This is a genomic window from Xanthomonas sp. GPE 39 (genome assembly GCF_000963005.1).
GTDB lineage: Bacteria > Pseudomonadota > Gammaproteobacteria > Xanthomonadales > Xanthomonadaceae > Xanthomonas_A.
In genome coordinates this window covers 1,510,642-1,526,146 of sequence record NZ_JZHZ01000007.1, presented here as the reverse complement: position 1 = coordinate 1,526,146, position 15,505 = coordinate 1,510,642, and the positions used below count along the sequence as shown (strand labels likewise).

Below are 15,505 nucleotides of genomic sequence, written 5' to 3'. Positions count from 1 at the left end.
GTGTCTCTTCATAACGTAAGTGTCGCCTCCTCCATAGCAAATCATGTGCCGGGATTTGATGTAGTCAATCCCCGTCACAGCCTCAAGTTCCACTGCGCTGACGCCGATATGAAAGCCATGTCGCACGATCTGCTCAACCGAATCGACCAGCGCACCCGTTTGGCGGGTCACAATCGGCTTGCCTTGCTGCTGTTCAGGCTGGGTGGTCGTCAGCTTTTTGGCGTGAACGTCTTCAAGGTGCAAGAAGTATTGCGCCGACCGGAGCTATTCCAGGTGCCGGGGCTGCCATTGCAATTTTCTGGCGTCGCCGATGTTCGCGGCCGCTCGGTACCCGTGCTGGATCTGGGCCTGGCCATCGGCCACCCGGAGCGCGAACCCAACACGGAGGCAGGGCCACGGTACATTGTCGTCACCGAATTCAATCGCTCGGTCCAGGGCTTTCTTGTCAGCGGCGTGGAGCGCATCGTCAATATCGCCGTGGAAGATATTCATCCACCGCCGGAGTTGGGAGCAGAATCCAGCTATCTGACCGCGGTGACCCGCTTCCAAGGCGAACTGATTCAGGTCATCGACGTGGAAAGCGTCTTGGCTGACATCGCACAAACCCGGACGGAAGCGCAGATCGACCCGTCGTTGGCGCTCACCGGCCGGCAGTTGCAGGTGCTGGTGGTGGACGATTCGCGCGTTGCGCGGCAACAGATCCGTAGTGTGCTCGACCAGCTCGACGTGGGCGCGACCCTGCTTTCCGATGGGCGTCAAGCACTGGATCACCTCCTGCAGATCCACGCAGGCGGCGAGAATCCAGCCGACCGCTACGCCATGGTGATCTCCGACATCGAGATGCCGGCGATGGACGGCTACACGCTGACGACGGAAATCCGCCGTCACCCAGGTCTGTCTGGGCTATACGTACTGCTGCACACCTCGCTCTCTGGGGTGTTCAACAATGCGATGGTCGAGCGTGTCGGCGCCAACGCCTTCGTCGCCAAGTACAGCGCCAACGAGCTGGCCGACTACGTGCTGGCACGACTACGGGCCGTCGCCGATTCTCAGGCCGCTTAATCCTCGGCGCTGGCGACATCCCGGCGTCAGCAGTACATGCGGGCGCGAACAACTAGCCCGATAATCCTGCCCCGCTAAAGGCAGACACTCAGTTTGGCACACGTTTTGCCTGTGGTTTCAGTAACGAACCGCGGGATCGCGTGCCATGTCCAATCCGATTTCATCCTATTTAGGCGTCCACGGCGACGCCCTGCCGCTGCGCGAGCAACGGATGAAGCTGATTGCCAGCAACCTCAGCAACGTCGATACCCCGGGCTACAAGGCGCAGGATCTGGATTTCGATGCGGCGATGCGCGCCGCACAGGGTCAACGCGACGGCACCCAACTCCAGGTCACCGACAGCCGCCACATTGCGGTCGGCGGCGATGGCCTGAATCCGTTCCAGATCAGCCGCGAGTCCAGCCAGCCCAATTTGGACGGTAACACCGTGGACCCGGATGCCGAGCGCGCCGCCTATGGCCGTGCCGCACTGGAATACCGCGCCTCGTTGAGTTTCGTCGAATCCAAGGTGCGCACCATGCTCACCGCAATCACGGGCCAATAAGCCATGAGCAATTTGCCAATTTTCGATGTCGCCGGCTCTGCGCTGCAAGCGCAGTCGGTGCGAATGAGCACGATCGCCAGTAATCTGGCCAACGCCGATTCGGTGGCTGGCTCGGCAGAAGCGGCCTATAAACCAATCGAGCCAATCTTCCAGGCGGTGCGCGACCCGCACGACAGCGCACTGACCGGTGTCAACGTCAAGGAAATCAGCCAGAGCAAGGATCCGCCGATCAAGCGTTACGAACCCGGCCATCCACTCGCCGATGCAGACGGCTACATCTATTCGCCGGACATCGATCCGGTCTCGCAGATGGTCAACCTGATTTCCGCCTCACGCAATTATCAGGCCGGCGTGGAAGTCCTCAACACCGCCAAGGAACTGGCACTGGCCACCTTGACCATCGGCCGCTGAGCCGTCCTCCTTCCGTCGCCTCCTTCTACCTGGAATTCCATATGACCAGCGTTTCTTCCTCCACCGATCCCTATTCGAGCCTGGGACTTGGCGCAGCGAGCAACACCAGCACCACCGCCAGCAGTAGCCCGGCACTCAAACAAGCCGACTTCCTGAAGCTGATGACCGAGCAGTTGCAGCATCAAGACCCGCTCAAGCCGATGGACAACAGCCAGATGGTGTCGCAGATGGCGCAACTGTCCACCGTGCAGGGGATTGGTGACCTCAATAAGACCGTCACGGCGCTATCGTCATCGATGAGTACCGATCAAGTCCTGCGCGGCGCCAACCTGATCGGGCACAAGGTGCTGGTCCCGTCGGCCGGCCTCCCGCTAGGCAACGATGGCGGTGCCAGCGGAATGGTCGCCGCGACCAGTGGCGGCGTGGTCAACCTCACCATCAGTGACGCCAACGGCAAGGCGATCAAGCAGATCAGCGTGGCGGCCGACAAGGCCGGTCAGATCCCCTTCAACTGGGATGGCACCGACGCCAACGGTGCGCGGATGCCTGCGGGAACCTACAGCGTCACCGCCACGCAAAACGACACCACCGGCGCCTCCACCACACTGTCCACCTACGTTCAAGCACCGGTCGAAAGCGCCATCATCGGTTCGGACGGCATCTATCTCGATCTGACAGGGCTAGGCACCACGCCTCTGTCAAACGTCATCCGCGTCAGCTGAGCCAGCCAATCCACAGGAGTCCACCATGGGTTTCAACACTTCGTTGTCAGGCATCAAAGCCGCCAACACCGACCTCAACGTCACCGCCAACAATATCGCCAACGTCAATACGACCGGCTTCAAGGGTTCGCGTGCCGAGTTCGCCGACCAGTTCACGGTCAGCGGTTACGGCCTAGCGCGCAATGCCGTGGGCTCGGGCGTGAGGGTCAGCAACGTTGCCCAGCAATTCTCGCAGGGCAACATCGACCCGACCGGACGCAACCTGGACTTGGCCATTTCCGGTTCGGGCTTCTTCACCCTCTCCAACAACGGTGCCCGGATCTATTCGCGCGCCGGCAACTTCCAGACCGATGCCAACGGCTACGTGGTCAATCCGCAGGGCGCCAGGTTGCAGGTGTTCCCGCCCACAGCCAGTGGCAATGGCTTCGCGGTCGGCAGCCTGAGCGACCTGCAGCTACAAACCACCGACAGCCCACCGAATCCGACCAGCACGCTCAATCTGACCTTCACCCTGCCCGGCAATGCCCAACCGCCGACGGTCGCCACCTTCGATCCAAACAACGCCAACAGTTACAACAGCTCCACCGGCGGCACCACCGTCTACGACTCGCTGGGCGTGAGCCATATCCAGACCTCGTATTTCGTCAAGACCGCTACGCCTAACCAGTGGCAGGTCTACAACTATATCGATGGCGTCGCCGCAGGCGGTGCGAGCACACTGCAGTTTTCCAACAATGGCATGCTCAGCAACCCCGCCAACGGCCAAATCGCGCTGGGCACCTTTACCCCGAGTACCGGCGCTGGCCCCCTCAACCTCACCTTGAACGTCACAGGTTCAACGCAGTACGGCGAAACCTTCGCCCTGCGCGCGGCCTCTCAGGACGGCTACGCCAGCGGCAAGCTCAACGCGATCAGCATCGATCCCACCGGCGTCGTCTACGCGCGCTACTCCAACAATGCCAACAAGGCATTGGGACAGGTCGCGATGAGCAACTTCGTCAACCCGCAAGGCTTGACTTCGCTGGGCGACAACGCCTGGGCGGAAAGCGCGGGATCGGGCAGTCCGCGTACCGGAGTGGCGGGTTCTTCGGACTTCGGCAGCGTGCAGTCCGGCGCGCTTGAGTCTTCCACCGTCGACCTGACCGAGCAGTTGGTCAACATGATCGTGGCGCAGCGCAACTTCCAGGCCAACTCGCAGATGATCTCCACCCAGGATCAGGTCACCCAGACCGTCATCAATATCCGTTAACGGGTAAAGCCGAGATTGGTGGCTCGGGATCTGGAATTCTCTGGATCAAACGCTGTAAAGGACGCGGATCGATACATCGCGCCGCGTCCTACTCCCGACCGTTCAAGCACTTCCACTTCGCGCCTTTCCGGGCCACCAGCCCAAAGACCCGAGCCAAGGCTTTCGAGGATTTCCCATGGACAAAGCACTCTACGTCGCCATGACCGGTGCCCGCGCTTCATTGCAGGCGCAAACGACGGTGTCGCACAACCTGGCCAACGTCGAGACCGCCGGTTTCAAGGCGCAGCTCGCCAATACCGAAGCATTCCGCATTCAAGGCAACGGCTATCCGTCGCGCATTGATGCACTGCACATCGACCAGGGTTTTGATCGCGATGTCGGCGCGCAGCAAGTCACCGGCAATCCACTGGATGTCTCCATGAGTGCCAATAATTGGCTGGCGGTACAGGCCAGCGACGGCAAGGAGGCATACACGCGCGGCGGTGAATTGGCACTGACAGCGAACGGACAACTGGTCACCTCCAGTGGCCGTGCGGTACTCGACACCGAGGGCAACCCGATGTCGATCCCGCCACACCAGTCGCTGGAGATCGGCAACGACGGCACCGTCTCGATCGTGCCCTTGGGCGAAGGACCGCAGGCGATGAGCGCGATCGGCACGCTGAAGGTGGTGAATGCACCGGCCGATCAGCTCACCCGCCGTCTCGACGGCCTGATGCGCAACGTCAGCGAAGATCCGACCAAGGCCTTTCCACTTGCCACCGGCATCGCACTGCACACCGGCGCGCTGGAGGGTAGCAATGTGGATGCCGCGGGTGCGCTGGTGCAGATGATCCAGTTGCAACGCCAGTTCGAAATGCAAGTGAAAGTGATCAAAAACGGCGACGAAAACGCGCAGTCGGCCAACACCCTGCTGCGTATGAGCGGCTGAGGCCACCGCTGGCGCGGTGTTTGGCACGGCGCATGCATCAGTCTTCATGCACCCCGGCATCGCTCGGGGAACATTCTTCAGAGGAAATCGGGTCATGAATCAGGCTTTGTGGGTCGCCAAGACCGGCATGGATGCACAACAGACACGTATGTCAGTCGTCTCCAACAACCTGGCAAACACCAGCACCACTGGCTTCAAGCGCGATCGCGCCAGCTTCGAAGACCTGCTGTACCAACAGCGGCGTCAACCCGGCGGTGCCAGTTCGTCACAGACGCAATTGCCCTCTGGCCTGCAGTTAGGCACTGGTGTGCGCGTGGTCGCCACCTCCAAGGATTTCGAGCAAGGCAGCCAACAGCAGACGGGAAAGGCCTTGGATGTGATGGTCAACGGTCGCGGTTTCTTTGAAGTGCAGATGCCCGACGGCACCTCCGCCTATACCCGTGACGGCAGCTTGCAGGTCAACGCGCAGGGCCAACTGGTGACCAACAGCGGTTACGCCATACAGCCTGGCATCCAGATTCCGGAAGGTGCGCAGTCGGTGACCATCGGTAACGACGGCACGGTCAGCGTGCAGGTTCCTGGCTCCGCGGCCGCACTGCAGGTCGGCTCGCTGACTCTGACCGATTTCATCAATCCCTCGGGACTGCAGGCCACCGGCCAGAACCTGTACGTGGAAACCGCCTCCTCGGGTCCGGCACAAAGCGGGACGCCCGGCCTCAATGGCCTCGGCACCACCGTGCAGGGCGCTTTGGAAGGCAGCAACGTCAATGTGGTGGAAGAGCTGGTGAGCATGATCGAAACCCAGCGCGCCTACGAGATGAACGCCAAGGCGATCTCCACCACCGACGCCATGCTCGGTTACTTGAACAACAACGCCTGATCCTGCCGTTTCCGGAATCCGCCATGTCGCACCTGTCCTCTCTCTGCTTCTCCGCCGCGCTGTTGCCAGCCCTGCTCGGCGGCTGCGCCAATTTGGGCATCGCTGCCGGCGACATCCGTCCATATTCGCCGATGGCCCCGATCGTCCCGGTGGTCGCGCCGCAGGCACAGCCCAGCGCCGGCGCGATCTACGCCGCCGGCCCGGGTTTGTCGCTGTATTCGGACCGTCGTGCCCGTGATGTCGGCGACTTGCTGACCATCACCCTGGTGGAAAGCACCAATGCCAGTAGCACCGCTGGCACCAGCATCAGCAAAAAGGACAACGTGAAAATGTCCACGCCGACCCTGCTCGGCACCCCGTTCTCGATCAACGGCACCGACGTGCTCAATAACTCCACCAGCGGCGATCGCAGCTTCGCCGGCAAGGGCAACACCGCGCAAAGCAACACCATGCAGGGAAGCCTGACCGTGACCGTGATGCAGCGCTTGCCCAACGGCAACCTGGTGATCCAGGGCGACAAGAATCTGCGTCTGAATCAGGGCGACGAACTGGTGCAGGTGCAAGGCATCGTCCGCGCCGCCGACATCGCCCCGGACAACACCATTCCATCCAGCAAGGTTGCCGACGCGCGCATCGCCTACGGCGGTCGCGGTGCGGTAGCGCAGTCCAATGCCATGGGCTGGCTGAGCCGTTTCTTCAATTCACGCATCTCGCCTTACTGAGACCTGCCATGACTCTCCTGTCCCTGCCCTGCCGCCTGCTCACCGCCTTCGCGTTGTGCGCTGCTCTGGTCGCCCCGGCCGCGGCCGAACGCATCAAAGATCTTGCCCAGGTCGGCGGCGTGCGCGGCAATGCGCTGGTCGGCTATGGCCTAGTGGTCGGCCTGGACGGCAGCGGCGACCGCACCAGCCAAGCGCCATTCACCGTGCAGAGTTTGAAGAACATGCTCGGCGAGCTGGGCGTCAACGTGCCGGCGAACGTCAACCCTCAGTTGAAAAACGTGGCAGCGGTAGCGATCAGTGCGCAACTGCCGGCATTCGCCAAACCTGGACAGCCAATCGACGTCACTGTCTCCTCGATCGGCAATGCCATCTCACTGCGTGGCGGCTCCTTGCTGATGACCCCGCTGAAGGGGGCCGATGGTCAGGTCTATGCGATCGCTCAGGGTAACTTGGTGGTCGGCGGCTTCGGCGCACAGGGCAAGGACGGCTCGCGCATCTCGGTCAACATACCCAGCGTCGGCCTTATCCCCAATGGCGCAACCGTGGAGCGCGCATTACCGGATGTGTTCGGCAGCAGCAACGAAATCACCCTTAACTTGCACCAGGCCGATTTCACCACCGTCTCGCGGATGGTCGCGGCGCTGGAAAATACCTTCGGCCCCGGCAGCGCACACGCGGTGGACGGCTCTACCGTGGCAGTACGCTCGCCCACCGATCAAAGCGCAAGGATCGGCCTGCTGGCGCGGATCGAAAACGTGGAGCTATCGCCCGGTTCGGCGCCGGCCAAGGTCGTGGTCAACGCTCGCACAGGCACCGTGGTGATCGGCTCTCAAGTACGGGTCAGCCCGGCGGCGATCTCGCACGGCTCGCTGACCGTCACCATTAGCGAAGGCACGGAAGTCAGCCAACCAAACGCGCTGAGCAATGGCCAGACCGTGGCAGTGCCGAAGTCGACCATCACCGCAACCAACGAAGGCAGCCGCATGTTCAAGTTCGAGGGCGGCACCTCGCTGGATCAAATCGTGCGCGCAGTCAACGAAGTCGGCGCCGCGCCAGGCGATTTAATTGCAATTCTTGAAGCGCTCAAGCAGGCCGGTGCCCTGAGCGCGGAGCTAGAGGTGATCTGACATGCGCATTTCGGCCTCTCCCCTCGACCTGCACGCGAGCACCCAGAACGATCCCGCCAAGATCGACAAGGTGTCGCGCCAGCTGGAAGGACAGTTTGCGAACATGCTGGTCAAGAGCATGCGCGACGCCAGTTTCGGCGATTCCCTGTTTCCGGGCGAGAACCAGACCTTTCGCGACATGTACGACAAGCAGTTGGCGAAAGGCTTGACCGACGGTAAAGGGCTGGGCCTATCTGCACTGATCGCCAAACAACTCGGTGGCGGCCAACCTAGCGCAGCGCCGGCTACCAATACCGCGCTCGGCGCGGCCAAAGCGGCAAAGGCTTATTCGCTGGTATCGGACCAGAGCAGCCGCGCCATTCCCCTCGCCGCAGCGGCCGATGGGACTGAAAGCGGTCGATTGAGCGGCATGGAGGTGGCGGGGACACCACAACATCAGGTCGAACAGGTGCTGGACATGATCGCCGGTCGCGACAGCAACACCCGACAACAGTCGCCCGGCGTCAACCAGCTCGATGGTAGTGCTGGCCTGTCCTGGGATAGCACCGATGATCGCTGGTCGAACGTCCAGAAGCCTGCCGATAACGCCACCGTGATCGATCCAAGCGCCGCCGCAGCGGCCAACGCGGCGGCGGCAAGCCTCGGCGAACGCACGCCGGAAGGTTTCGTCGCCAAAATCTGGAACCATGCGCAAAAAGCCGCGCACGAGCTGGGAGTGGATGCGCGGGCACTGGTCGCGCAGGCTGCACTGGAAACCGGTTGGGGTCGCCATGGCATGGCGCACAACAACAGCCCCAGTTCGAACAACATGTTCGGGATCAAAGCCACCGGCTGGAGTGGAGACCGCATCACCGCCAAGACTCACGAGTATGTCGACGGGGTCAAGCAGTCGCAGACCGCGGACTTCCGCGCCTATGCGTCCCCGGCAGACAGCTTCGCCGACTACGTGCAAATGTTGAAGACCAACCCGCGCTACCAACAGGCGTTGAAGGCCGGTACCGACATCCGTGGTTTCGCACAGGGCCTGCAACGCGCCGGTTATGCCACCGATCCGTCCTACGCGTCCAAGATCGCCGCCATCGCGGCAGGGCCGACCATCGGCCGCGCTGTCGCGGCGATCAGCAACGCGGCTGCCAGCGGCATTGGCATGATCGCCAGCAGTGTCGACCCCTCCAGCATCATGCGACGCTGAGGTAGCCATCCATGTCCGTCATGTCCACCGGTACCGGCGCCCTGATCGCTTTCCAGCGCGCACTGCAAACCGTCAGTCACAATGTCGCCAACACCAACACCGATGGCTATAGCCGGCAACGCACCAGCTTTGCCACCAACGTGCCGAATCAGTTCGGCAACTACTACGTCGGCAATGGCACCCATGTCAGCGATATCTCGCGCGTTGCCGACCAGTTGGCGATCTCGCGCCTGTTCGACAGTACCGGCGAGGCAGCCCGGCTGAAGCAGTTGTCGGACATGTCCAGTCGCGTCGATAGCGTGTTTTCCGACAAGGCCACCGGCATCGCCGGGCCGTTGTCGAACTTCTTCGACGCCACCAGCAGTTTGTCCTCCAGCGCCCCCACCACCGCCAACCGGCAGAGTCTGCTGGACAGTGGCAATGCGCTGGTCACCCGGTTCAAGCAACTCAACGGCCAGATCGACTCGCTCAACAATGAAGTCAACGGTGGCTTGGTGTCGGGCACCACCGAAGCCAACAACCTGGCCACCGAGATCGCCAAGATCAACGGCCAGATCGGCAGCAATGCCACCAATGCCCCGCCGGACCTTCTGGATCACCGCGATCAGTTAATCAGCCAACTGGTCAGTTTTACCGGTGGCAGCGTGGTCCAGCAAGACGGCGGGATGATGAACGTCTACACCGCTGGCGGTCAGGCGATGGTGGTCGGAACCACCGCATCGGTCCTGGTCACCACACAGGACCCCTACCAACCGCAGCGGCTGCAGATTGCGCTGAAGACGCCAGGCGGCTCGACCCCGCTGAGCAGCCAGGCACTTGGCGGAAAGATCGGTGGCTACCTGGAATTCCGCAGTTCGGTGCTAGATCCGACCACGGCAGAGTTGGGCCGCATCGCCACCGGTCTGGCCAGCAGCTACAACCAACAGCACAAAGCCGGCATGGACCTGTACGGCCAGATGGGCGGCAATTTCTTCAACCTGCCCCCACCGACCGTCAACGGCAATAGCGCCAACACCGGCAATGCAGCGTTCACCACCAACGTCAGCGATGTCAGCAAGCTCGACGGGCAGAATCTACTGCTCACCTATAACGGCAGCACTTGGAGTGCCAGCCGCGCCGATACCGGGGCAAGTGTCGCCATGACCGGCAGCGGCACGGGGGCCGATCCGTTCATGGTGAATGGCGTGTCCCTGCAGGTCTCAGGTACCGCCGCAGCCGGGGACAAATTCCTGGTGCAGCCCACCGCCAGCGCCATCAATAACTTGTCCGTCGCCATCACCGATCCGTCGCGGATCGCGGCGGCCACGCCGATCAAAGCCACGGTCAGCTTGAATAACCAGGGAACCGGTATCGTCAGCAAGGTGCAGGCGGTGGATGCCACCAACGCCAACCTGTTGACGCCGTCCAACATCGCGTTCGTCGATGCCACCCATTACACCATCGATGGGACCGGGCCATTTGCCTATACCGCCGGGCAGACCATCAGCGCCAACGGCTGGAGCATGACGCTGGATGGCAAACCCTCCCCAGGCGACAGCTTCGCGGTCAGCCCCACTGGCCCAGGCTCCAGCGACAACGGCAACGCCCAATTGCTCTCGCACTTGGACAACGCCAAGGCGTTCAACGGCGGCACCATCACCCTCAACGGCGCGGTTGCAGGACTGAGCACCACTATCGGTTCGGCAGCACGTCAGGCGCAATATTCATCCGATGCGCAGAATGTGATCCAAAGTAATGCGAAGGATGCACGCGATTCGCTTTCCGGAGTCAATCTTGACGAGGAAGCGGCCAACATGCTCCAGCTGCAACAGGCCTATGAAGCGGCCTCGCATATCATTTCCACCGCAGACACGATGTTTCAATCCATTTTGAGTGCGATCCGATGAGTACGCGCATCTCCAGCGGCATGATCTTCAACCAGTCGCTCAACACCATGATCGACAAACAGGCCAGGATCGCGCACCTGCAAGAGCAGTTGTCCACCGGACAGCGCCTGGTCACTGCTGCCGACGACCCGGTCGCCTTTGGCACTGCGGTCACCATGGATCGCGCGGACGCCGCGCTGGCCCAGTTCGGCCAGAACGCCAACATCGTGCAGAACCGACTCAACCTGCAGGAGAACACGCTATCTCAGGCCGGAAGCCTGATGGCGCGCGTCAACGATCTGACCGTGCAGGCCAACAGCGGCGCCCTGAACACCTCCGACCGCAAGGCGATCGCCTCGGAACTCAAATCACTGCACGACAGCCTGCTCAGCCTGTCCAACAGCACCGATGGATCTGGTCGCTACCTGTTCGGTGGCACAGCAGACGGCAATCCACCGTTTTCTATGGTGAACGGCAAGGCTGTCTACAATGGCAATCAAACCCAGCGCACTGTGGAAGTGGCGCCGGACACCAAGGTCAGCGACACCCTGCCCGGCAGTGAGATCTTCATGCGCATCCGTACCGGCGACGGCACCGTCGATGCGCATCCCGCCGCCGCCAACACCGGTACCGGTCTGCTGCTGGACTTCAGCCGGGATGGCAGTAGTCCAGGCTGGAACGGGAGCAGCTATAGCGTCGTCTTCACCGACCCCACCACCTACCAGGTGAAAGACAGCAGCGGTACCGTGATCAATAGCGGCACCTATAAAGCCGGCGAAACCCTCAACTTTGCCGGCCTGAACATGCGCCTGGACGGCGCTCCAGCCGCTGGCGACAGTTTTCAGATCGGCCCCTCGACCAACAAGGATGTGTTTTCCACCATCGATGACTTGGTCAATGCGCTCAACACCGACCCTGTCACAGCGACCGACAAGGCCACGTTGCAGAACAGCCTGCAATCGTCGATGCGCGACATCAGCCAGGCGACCTCGAAGATGAGCGATGCGCGCGCTTCTGGCGGCGCACAGCTAGCGGCGATCGACAATGCGGGCGATCTACGCTCTGCCAACGATGTCTCGCTGAAAACCTCACTGTCCTCGATACGCGACCTGGACTACGCCAGCGCCATCTCCCAGTACCAATTGGAGCAATCGGCGCTGAAAGCGGCACAGACCATCTTCACCCAGATGCAGTCGATGTCGCTGTTCAACATGATCCGCTGAAGCACCCCAATCATCCTGGTATTACACACATCCTGGCCAACGGCTCCGCCAGGGTGACGTTAACCGAGGATGGGACAAACACGCGACAGCCGCGCCATTGGACATCGATCCAGCGTTCCAAGCCGATGCCCAACCTGATCATTCCTACAGACTAGGCAATGGTGGCCGTTTAACGGCAAGGGCAATTCAAGCACTATTCATGGTCAAGCTCGATGCCCACGCAGGTACGCTATCGGGCTTGCCCCAATCGGACTGGATCAGCCTCGATATACTCGCCCTGCGGAAGCCGGCAAGGCCGACCACCACCAATAGCCGAAGGCACGAAACGTGACAATCGTCACCAAACGAAAGTTCTGTGCCGACAACCCGTCTACATTTTTTGACAATGCTCAAAATCACTTTTCAGGTGATTTAACCCGCGCACGGAAAAGGACCAGCGACGTCGCAATGCATCCCGGCCTTTAATCGTTATAAAAAGATCGCCATTGCAAACAGCGTCACAAACAAGCCGCTCTTATCCCTAAAGTTTGCCAAAGCGCTGCCGAAACAAGCTCTTCGCCGCGTGCCTGCATTGCTGCCACATCATGGATCACGATATTTTCCGCAGCAAATCGCTAAAGCTTGCCAACACGCCGCCGTTATTTATCTCAGCAGCGGCAACGGCCAATTGATGGCCCCCCTGCGGAGGCTCCAGGCACCGTTGGGTTGCCGGATAAATCGCTTAGAGGAGATATCAAAATGGCACAAGTAATTAACACCAATATTCTGTCGCTGAACGCTCAGCGTAACCTGAATCTCAACAGCGCCAGTCTGGCGACGACGATTCAACAGCTGTCGACGGGCAAGATGATCAACAGCGCAAAGGACAACGCCGCCGGCCTGAAGATCACCGAGGGTTTCACCACCCAGATCAACGGCCTGGACGTCGCCGGGCGCAATGCCAACGACGGCATCTCGCTGGCGCAGACTGCCGAAGGCGCGATGGTCGAAATCGGTAACAACCTGCAACGCATCCGCGAGCTGGCGGTGCAGTCGGCCAACGCCACCAACTCTACCAGCGACCGTCAGGCGCTCAACGCGGAAGTCACTCAGCTGACCTCGGAAATCGACCGCGTCGCCAATCAGACCGACTTCAACGGCACCAAGTTACTGAACGGCTCATTCACTGGCGCCCTGTTCCAGGTCGGCGCCAACGCTGGCCAGACCATCGGCATCAGCTCGATCGTCGATGCCAACGTCAATGTCCTGGGCAAGACCGGCTTCGCCGCCACCCAGACCAGTTCGGCCGCATTGGCCTCGGGCACCGCGACCGCCAGCGGCAGCTTCAGCGGCATGGTGATCAACGGCATCGCCATCGATTCCGTCGCCGTGGCCGTTGGCGATGCCGACTCCTCTGTGTCCACCAAGATCGCCGCCGCGATCAACAACAAGATGGACCAGACCGGCGTCTATGCCTCGATCAACAGCACCACGGGCGCACTGCAACTGGACTCGATCAAGGGTAATCAGGACTTCTCGTTCACCGCGGGCAGCGCCACTGGCGCCACCGGCATCACCTTCAGTAACGCCGGCATCGCCGCTACTGCTACTGCAGTGGCAGGTAACACGAACTTCGTGAAGGATCTGGACATCACCACCTTCCAAGGTGCGCAGAGGGCCCTGAGCATCGTCGACAACGCGCTGAACGCGGTCAACTCCTCGCGCGCCGACATGGGTGCGATCCAGAACCGCTTCACTTCCACCATCGCCAACCTGAGCTCGGCCTCGGAGAACCTGTCTGCATCGCGCAGCCGCATCCTGGACACCGACTACGCCAAGGCAACCGCCGACCTGACCCGCGAGCAGATTCTGCAGCAGGCTGGTACCGCGATGCTGGCGCAGGCCAAGTCGGCCCCGCAGAGCGTGCTGAGCTTGCTGCAAGGCTAAGCAAAGGCAGACACAGGTCGCATCAGGCCCACCCGCAAGGGTGGGCTTTTTTTTACCCGCGGACTGACGGGCACAAAACTTGCCTTCACATCCGAATAATCACACATTGTAGACAAGATACTCAAGCATCGACGTCACCTGCCGATAGTTCTCCCAAGCGCTGGCCATTCCTGTGCCAGTCACCGTAAGGAAGGCCACCATGGCTGCTACTTCTTCAATCATGTCGTCCATCGGCTCTGGCCTGGATATCCCGACCTTCGTCGCCAATCTGGTCGCCCAGGAGCGCGCGCCCCAGCAAGACCGGATCAACAAAGACGGTACCGCCTCCACCGCCCAACTCTCGGCACTGGGGACGATCAAGGGGGCGATGTCCAACCTGCAGACCGCGATCAACTCCGTCTCCACTAGCGCCGACACACCCGCGTTCACCGCCTCCGTCGACGCTGGCGCCGGGTATACCGCCAGCGTCACCTCGAACGCTACTGCGGGCAATTACAACGTGGAGGTGGTCAGTTTGGCGCAGGCGCAGAAGCTGACATCGGCTGCTTATGCCAGCACCGCGACGGTCGGCAACGGTACATTGACGATCGCCTACGGCACGAGCTCGCTCAATGTCACCATCGCCCCAGGCAGCACACTCAGCGATATCGCTGCGGCAATCAACAAGGCCGCCGGCGGCAATGGTGTAACCGCCAGCGTGGTCAACGCCGACGATGGCAACCACCTGGTCCTCAATGCGGTGAATACCGGCACTAAGGGTGCATTGACCGTCACCGCCTCCGGTGGCGACGGCGGTCTGGCCGCATTCGCCTATCCAAGCAGTAGCAACAGTAGCGGCAGCAGTAGCGCCAGTGGCATGACCCAGAATACCGCCGCAACCGACGCGGTCGTGCGCGTGGACGGTTTTACACGCACCTCCAGCAGCAACTCCATCGCCGATCTGGTACCTGGCGCCGTCCTGAACCTGACCAAGGCCACGCCGGGCAGCACGTTCAAACTCAGCATCGCCAACGACAACAGCGGGCTGAAAGCAAACTTGACCGCCCTCGTCAGCGCCTACAACGCAACCAATACCGTGCTCAATTCCTCCAGCGACTACAATGCCACCACCAAGACAGCCTCGCCGTTGACCGGCGATGCGATGGTGCGTGGGCTGCAGGGATCATTGCGCAAGCAGGTCAGCGACAATATCGTCGCCCTCGGCGCACTAGGTGTCAGCATCGACAAGGACGGCGTGATGAGTTTCGACAGCGGCAAGTTCGACAGCGCGATGGCCAGCAACCCAGCTTCGGCCAAGAGCATGTTCGGTGCCAATGGTAGCTTCAGCTCCGGGATGAACACCCTGCTCAACGGCAATCTGGATGGGACCAACGGGACACTGACACAACGCACCAACGCACTTAACAAGCACATCAGCGACCTGACCGATCAACTCAGCGACCTGGACCAACGCATGTCGGCACTCAGCGACCAGTACACTGCCAGATTCAGCGCAATGAATACCCTCGTCGCACAGATGCAGTCCATTCAAGATAGTCTCTCCAAGCAATTCGGATAATGAAATCGACATCAAAACAACTCAAGTCCAAGCGCGTTTCGGCCGATATATTTAGTATCGACAGTCATTCAAGACTGCTAGTATGCACCCGCC

General features: G+C 61.1%; 15 protein-coding genes. 14 read left to right on the top strand and 1 reads right to left on the bottom strand.

The genetic code is table 11. The features are described 5' to 3' along the window. Window positions 1–117 precede the first annotated feature (117 nt). The 13 genes from XALGPE39_RS06370 (at window position 118) to XALGPE39_RS06310 (ending at window position 13,854) form a co-directional block, all read left to right on the top strand. Window positions 118–1,062 carry a chemotaxis protein gene (locus tag XALGPE39_RS06370; protein WP_045729015.1) on the top strand — a complete coding sequence of 315 codons (945 nt, stop codon included), beginning with the start codon at window positions 118–120 and terminating at the stop codon, window positions 1,060–1,062. A gap of 145 nt (window positions 1,063–1,207) precedes the next feature. Beyond that, window positions 1,208–1,606: a flagellar basal body rod protein FlgB gene (gene flgB / locus XALGPE39_RS06365; protein WP_045727461.1), complete on the top strand. Its 399-nt coding sequence runs from the start codon at window positions 1,208–1,210 to the stop codon at window positions 1,604–1,606. A 3-nt stretch (window positions 1,607–1,609) separates the two neighbouring features. After that, the gene (gene flgC / locus XALGPE39_RS06360) at window positions 1,610–2,017 is read left to right on the top strand and encodes a flagellar basal body rod protein FlgC (RefSeq protein WP_045727460.1); all 408 of its coding nucleotides are present in this window, start codon (window positions 1,610–1,612) and stop codon (window positions 2,015–2,017) included. A gap of 41 nt (window positions 2,018–2,058) precedes the next feature. After that, window positions 2,059–2,739 carry a flagellar hook capping FlgD N-terminal domain-containing protein gene (locus XALGPE39_RS06355; RefSeq protein WP_045727459.1) on the top strand — a complete coding sequence of 227 codons (681 nt, stop codon included), beginning with the start codon at window positions 2,059–2,061 and terminating at the stop codon, window positions 2,737–2,739. A 25-nt stretch (window positions 2,740–2,764) separates the two neighbouring features. Next, window positions 2,765–3,988 (top strand): flagellar hook protein FlgE, encoded by a 1,224-nt coding sequence (gene flgE / locus XALGPE39_RS06350; protein WP_045727458.1) that lies wholly within the window; start codon window positions 2,765–2,767, stop codon window positions 3,986–3,988. Window positions 3,989–4,163: 175 nt separating this feature from the next. After that, window positions 4,164–4,919, top strand: a complete 756-nt coding sequence (locus tag XALGPE39_RS06345) for a flagellar basal body rod protein FlgF (RefSeq protein ID WP_045727457.1) — start codon at window positions 4,164–4,166, stop codon at window positions 4,917–4,919. A gap of 94 nt (window positions 4,920–5,013) precedes the next feature. Beyond that, window positions 5,014–5,799: a flagellar basal-body rod protein FlgG gene (gene flgG / locus XALGPE39_RS06340; RefSeq protein ID WP_045727456.1), complete on the top strand. Its 786-nt coding sequence runs from the start codon at window positions 5,014–5,016 to the stop codon at window positions 5,797–5,799. Between the two features lie 23 nt (window positions 5,800–5,822). Next, window positions 5,823–6,521, top strand: a complete 699-nt coding sequence (gene flgH, locus XALGPE39_RS06335; RefSeq protein ID WP_045727455.1) for a flagellar basal body L-ring protein FlgH — start codon at window positions 5,823–5,825, stop codon at window positions 6,519–6,521. Between the two features lie 8 nt (window positions 6,522–6,529). Continuing rightward, entirely contained in the window at window positions 6,530–7,648 is a 1,119-nt protein-coding gene (locus XALGPE39_RS06330) for a flagellar basal body P-ring protein FlgI (protein WP_045727454.1), read from the top strand. Between the two features lies 1 nt (window position 7,649). Continuing rightward, on the top strand, window positions 7,650–8,840 hold the full coding sequence (locus XALGPE39_RS06325; RefSeq protein ID WP_045727453.1) for a glucosaminidase domain-containing protein: 1,191 nt from the start codon (window positions 7,650–7,652) through the stop codon (window positions 8,838–8,840). Window positions 8,841–8,851: 11 nt separating this feature from the next. After that, window positions 8,852–10,726: a flagellar hook-associated protein FlgK gene (gene flgK / locus XALGPE39_RS06320; RefSeq protein WP_045727452.1), complete on the top strand. Its 1,875-nt coding sequence runs from the start codon at window positions 8,852–8,854 to the stop codon at window positions 10,724–10,726. Continuing rightward, entirely contained in the window at window positions 10,723–11,928 is a 1,206-nt protein-coding gene (flgL, locus tag XALGPE39_RS06315; RefSeq protein WP_045727451.1) for a flagellar hook-associated protein FlgL, read from the top strand. Before flgK ends, flgL begins: the two co-directional genes overlap by 4 nt. 738 nt (window positions 11,929–12,666) lie before the next feature. Beyond that, on the top strand, window positions 12,667–13,854 hold the full coding sequence (locus XALGPE39_RS06310; protein ID WP_045727450.1) for a flagellin: 1,188 nt from the start codon (window positions 12,667–12,669) through the stop codon (window positions 13,852–13,854). A gap of 99 nt (window positions 13,855–13,953) precedes the next feature. Here the strand turns inward: XALGPE39_RS06310 and XALGPE39_RS16575 are convergent, their stop codons facing one another. Further along, on the bottom strand, window positions 13,954–14,085 hold the full coding sequence (locus XALGPE39_RS16575; protein WP_255352744.1) for a hypothetical protein: 132 nt from the start codon (window positions 14,083–14,085) through the stop codon (window positions 13,954–13,956). Here XALGPE39_RS16575 and fliD point away from each other — a divergent pair. After that, window positions 14,054–15,412: a flagellar filament capping protein FliD gene (gene fliD / locus XALGPE39_RS06305; protein WP_045727449.1), complete on the top strand. Its 1,359-nt coding sequence runs from the start codon at window positions 14,054–14,056 to the stop codon at window positions 15,410–15,412. The genes XALGPE39_RS16575 and fliD overlap by 32 nt on opposite strands. Window positions 15,413–15,505: the final 93 nt, after the last annotated feature.

Coding starts and splice junctions, on each gene's coding strand:
- XALGPE39_RS06345 (WP_045727457.1), top strand. CDS start 4,164: ATGGACAAAGCACTCTACGTCGCCATGACCGGTGCCCGCGCTTCATTG.
- XALGPE39_RS06325 (WP_045727453.1), top strand. CDS start 7,650: ATGCGCATTTCGGCCTCTCCCCTCGACCTGCACGCGAGCACCCAGAAC.
- flgL (WP_045727451.1), top strand. CDS start 10,723: ATGAGTACGCGCATCTCCAGCGGCATGATCTTCAACCAGTCGCTCAAC.
- flgG (WP_045727456.1), top strand. CDS start 5,014: ATGAATCAGGCTTTGTGGGTCGCCAAGACCGGCATGGATGCACAACAG.
- XALGPE39_RS16575 (WP_255352744.1), bottom strand. CDS start 14,085: ATGGACGACATGATTGAAGAAGTAGCAGCCATGGTGGCCTTCCTTACG.
- flgK (WP_045727452.1), top strand. CDS start 8,852: ATGTCCGTCATGTCCACCGGTACCGGCGCCCTGATCGCTTTCCAGCGC.
- flgE (WP_045727458.1), top strand. CDS start 2,765: ATGGGTTTCAACACTTCGTTGTCAGGCATCAAAGCCGCCAACACCGAC.
- XALGPE39_RS06355 (WP_045727459.1), top strand. CDS start 2,059: ATGACCAGCGTTTCTTCCTCCACCGATCCCTATTCGAGCCTGGGACTT.
- XALGPE39_RS06310 (WP_045727450.1), top strand. CDS start 12,667: ATGGCACAAGTAATTAACACCAATATTCTGTCGCTGAACGCTCAGCGT.
- fliD (WP_045727449.1), top strand. CDS start 14,054: ATGGCTGCTACTTCTTCAATCATGTCGTCCATCGGCTCTGGCCTGGAT.
- flgB (WP_045727461.1), top strand. CDS start 1,208: ATGTCCAATCCGATTTCATCCTATTTAGGCGTCCACGGCGACGCCCTG.
- XALGPE39_RS06370 (WP_045729015.1), top strand. CDS start 118: ATGTCGCACGATCTGCTCAACCGAATCGACCAGCGCACCCGTTTGGCG.
- XALGPE39_RS06330 (WP_045727454.1), top strand. CDS start 6,530: ATGACTCTCCTGTCCCTGCCCTGCCGCCTGCTCACCGCCTTCGCGTTG.
- flgC (WP_045727460.1), top strand. CDS start 1,610: ATGAGCAATTTGCCAATTTTCGATGTCGCCGGCTCTGCGCTGCAAGCG.
- flgH (WP_045727455.1), top strand. CDS start 5,823: ATGTCGCACCTGTCCTCTCTCTGCTTCTCCGCCGCGCTGTTGCCAGCC.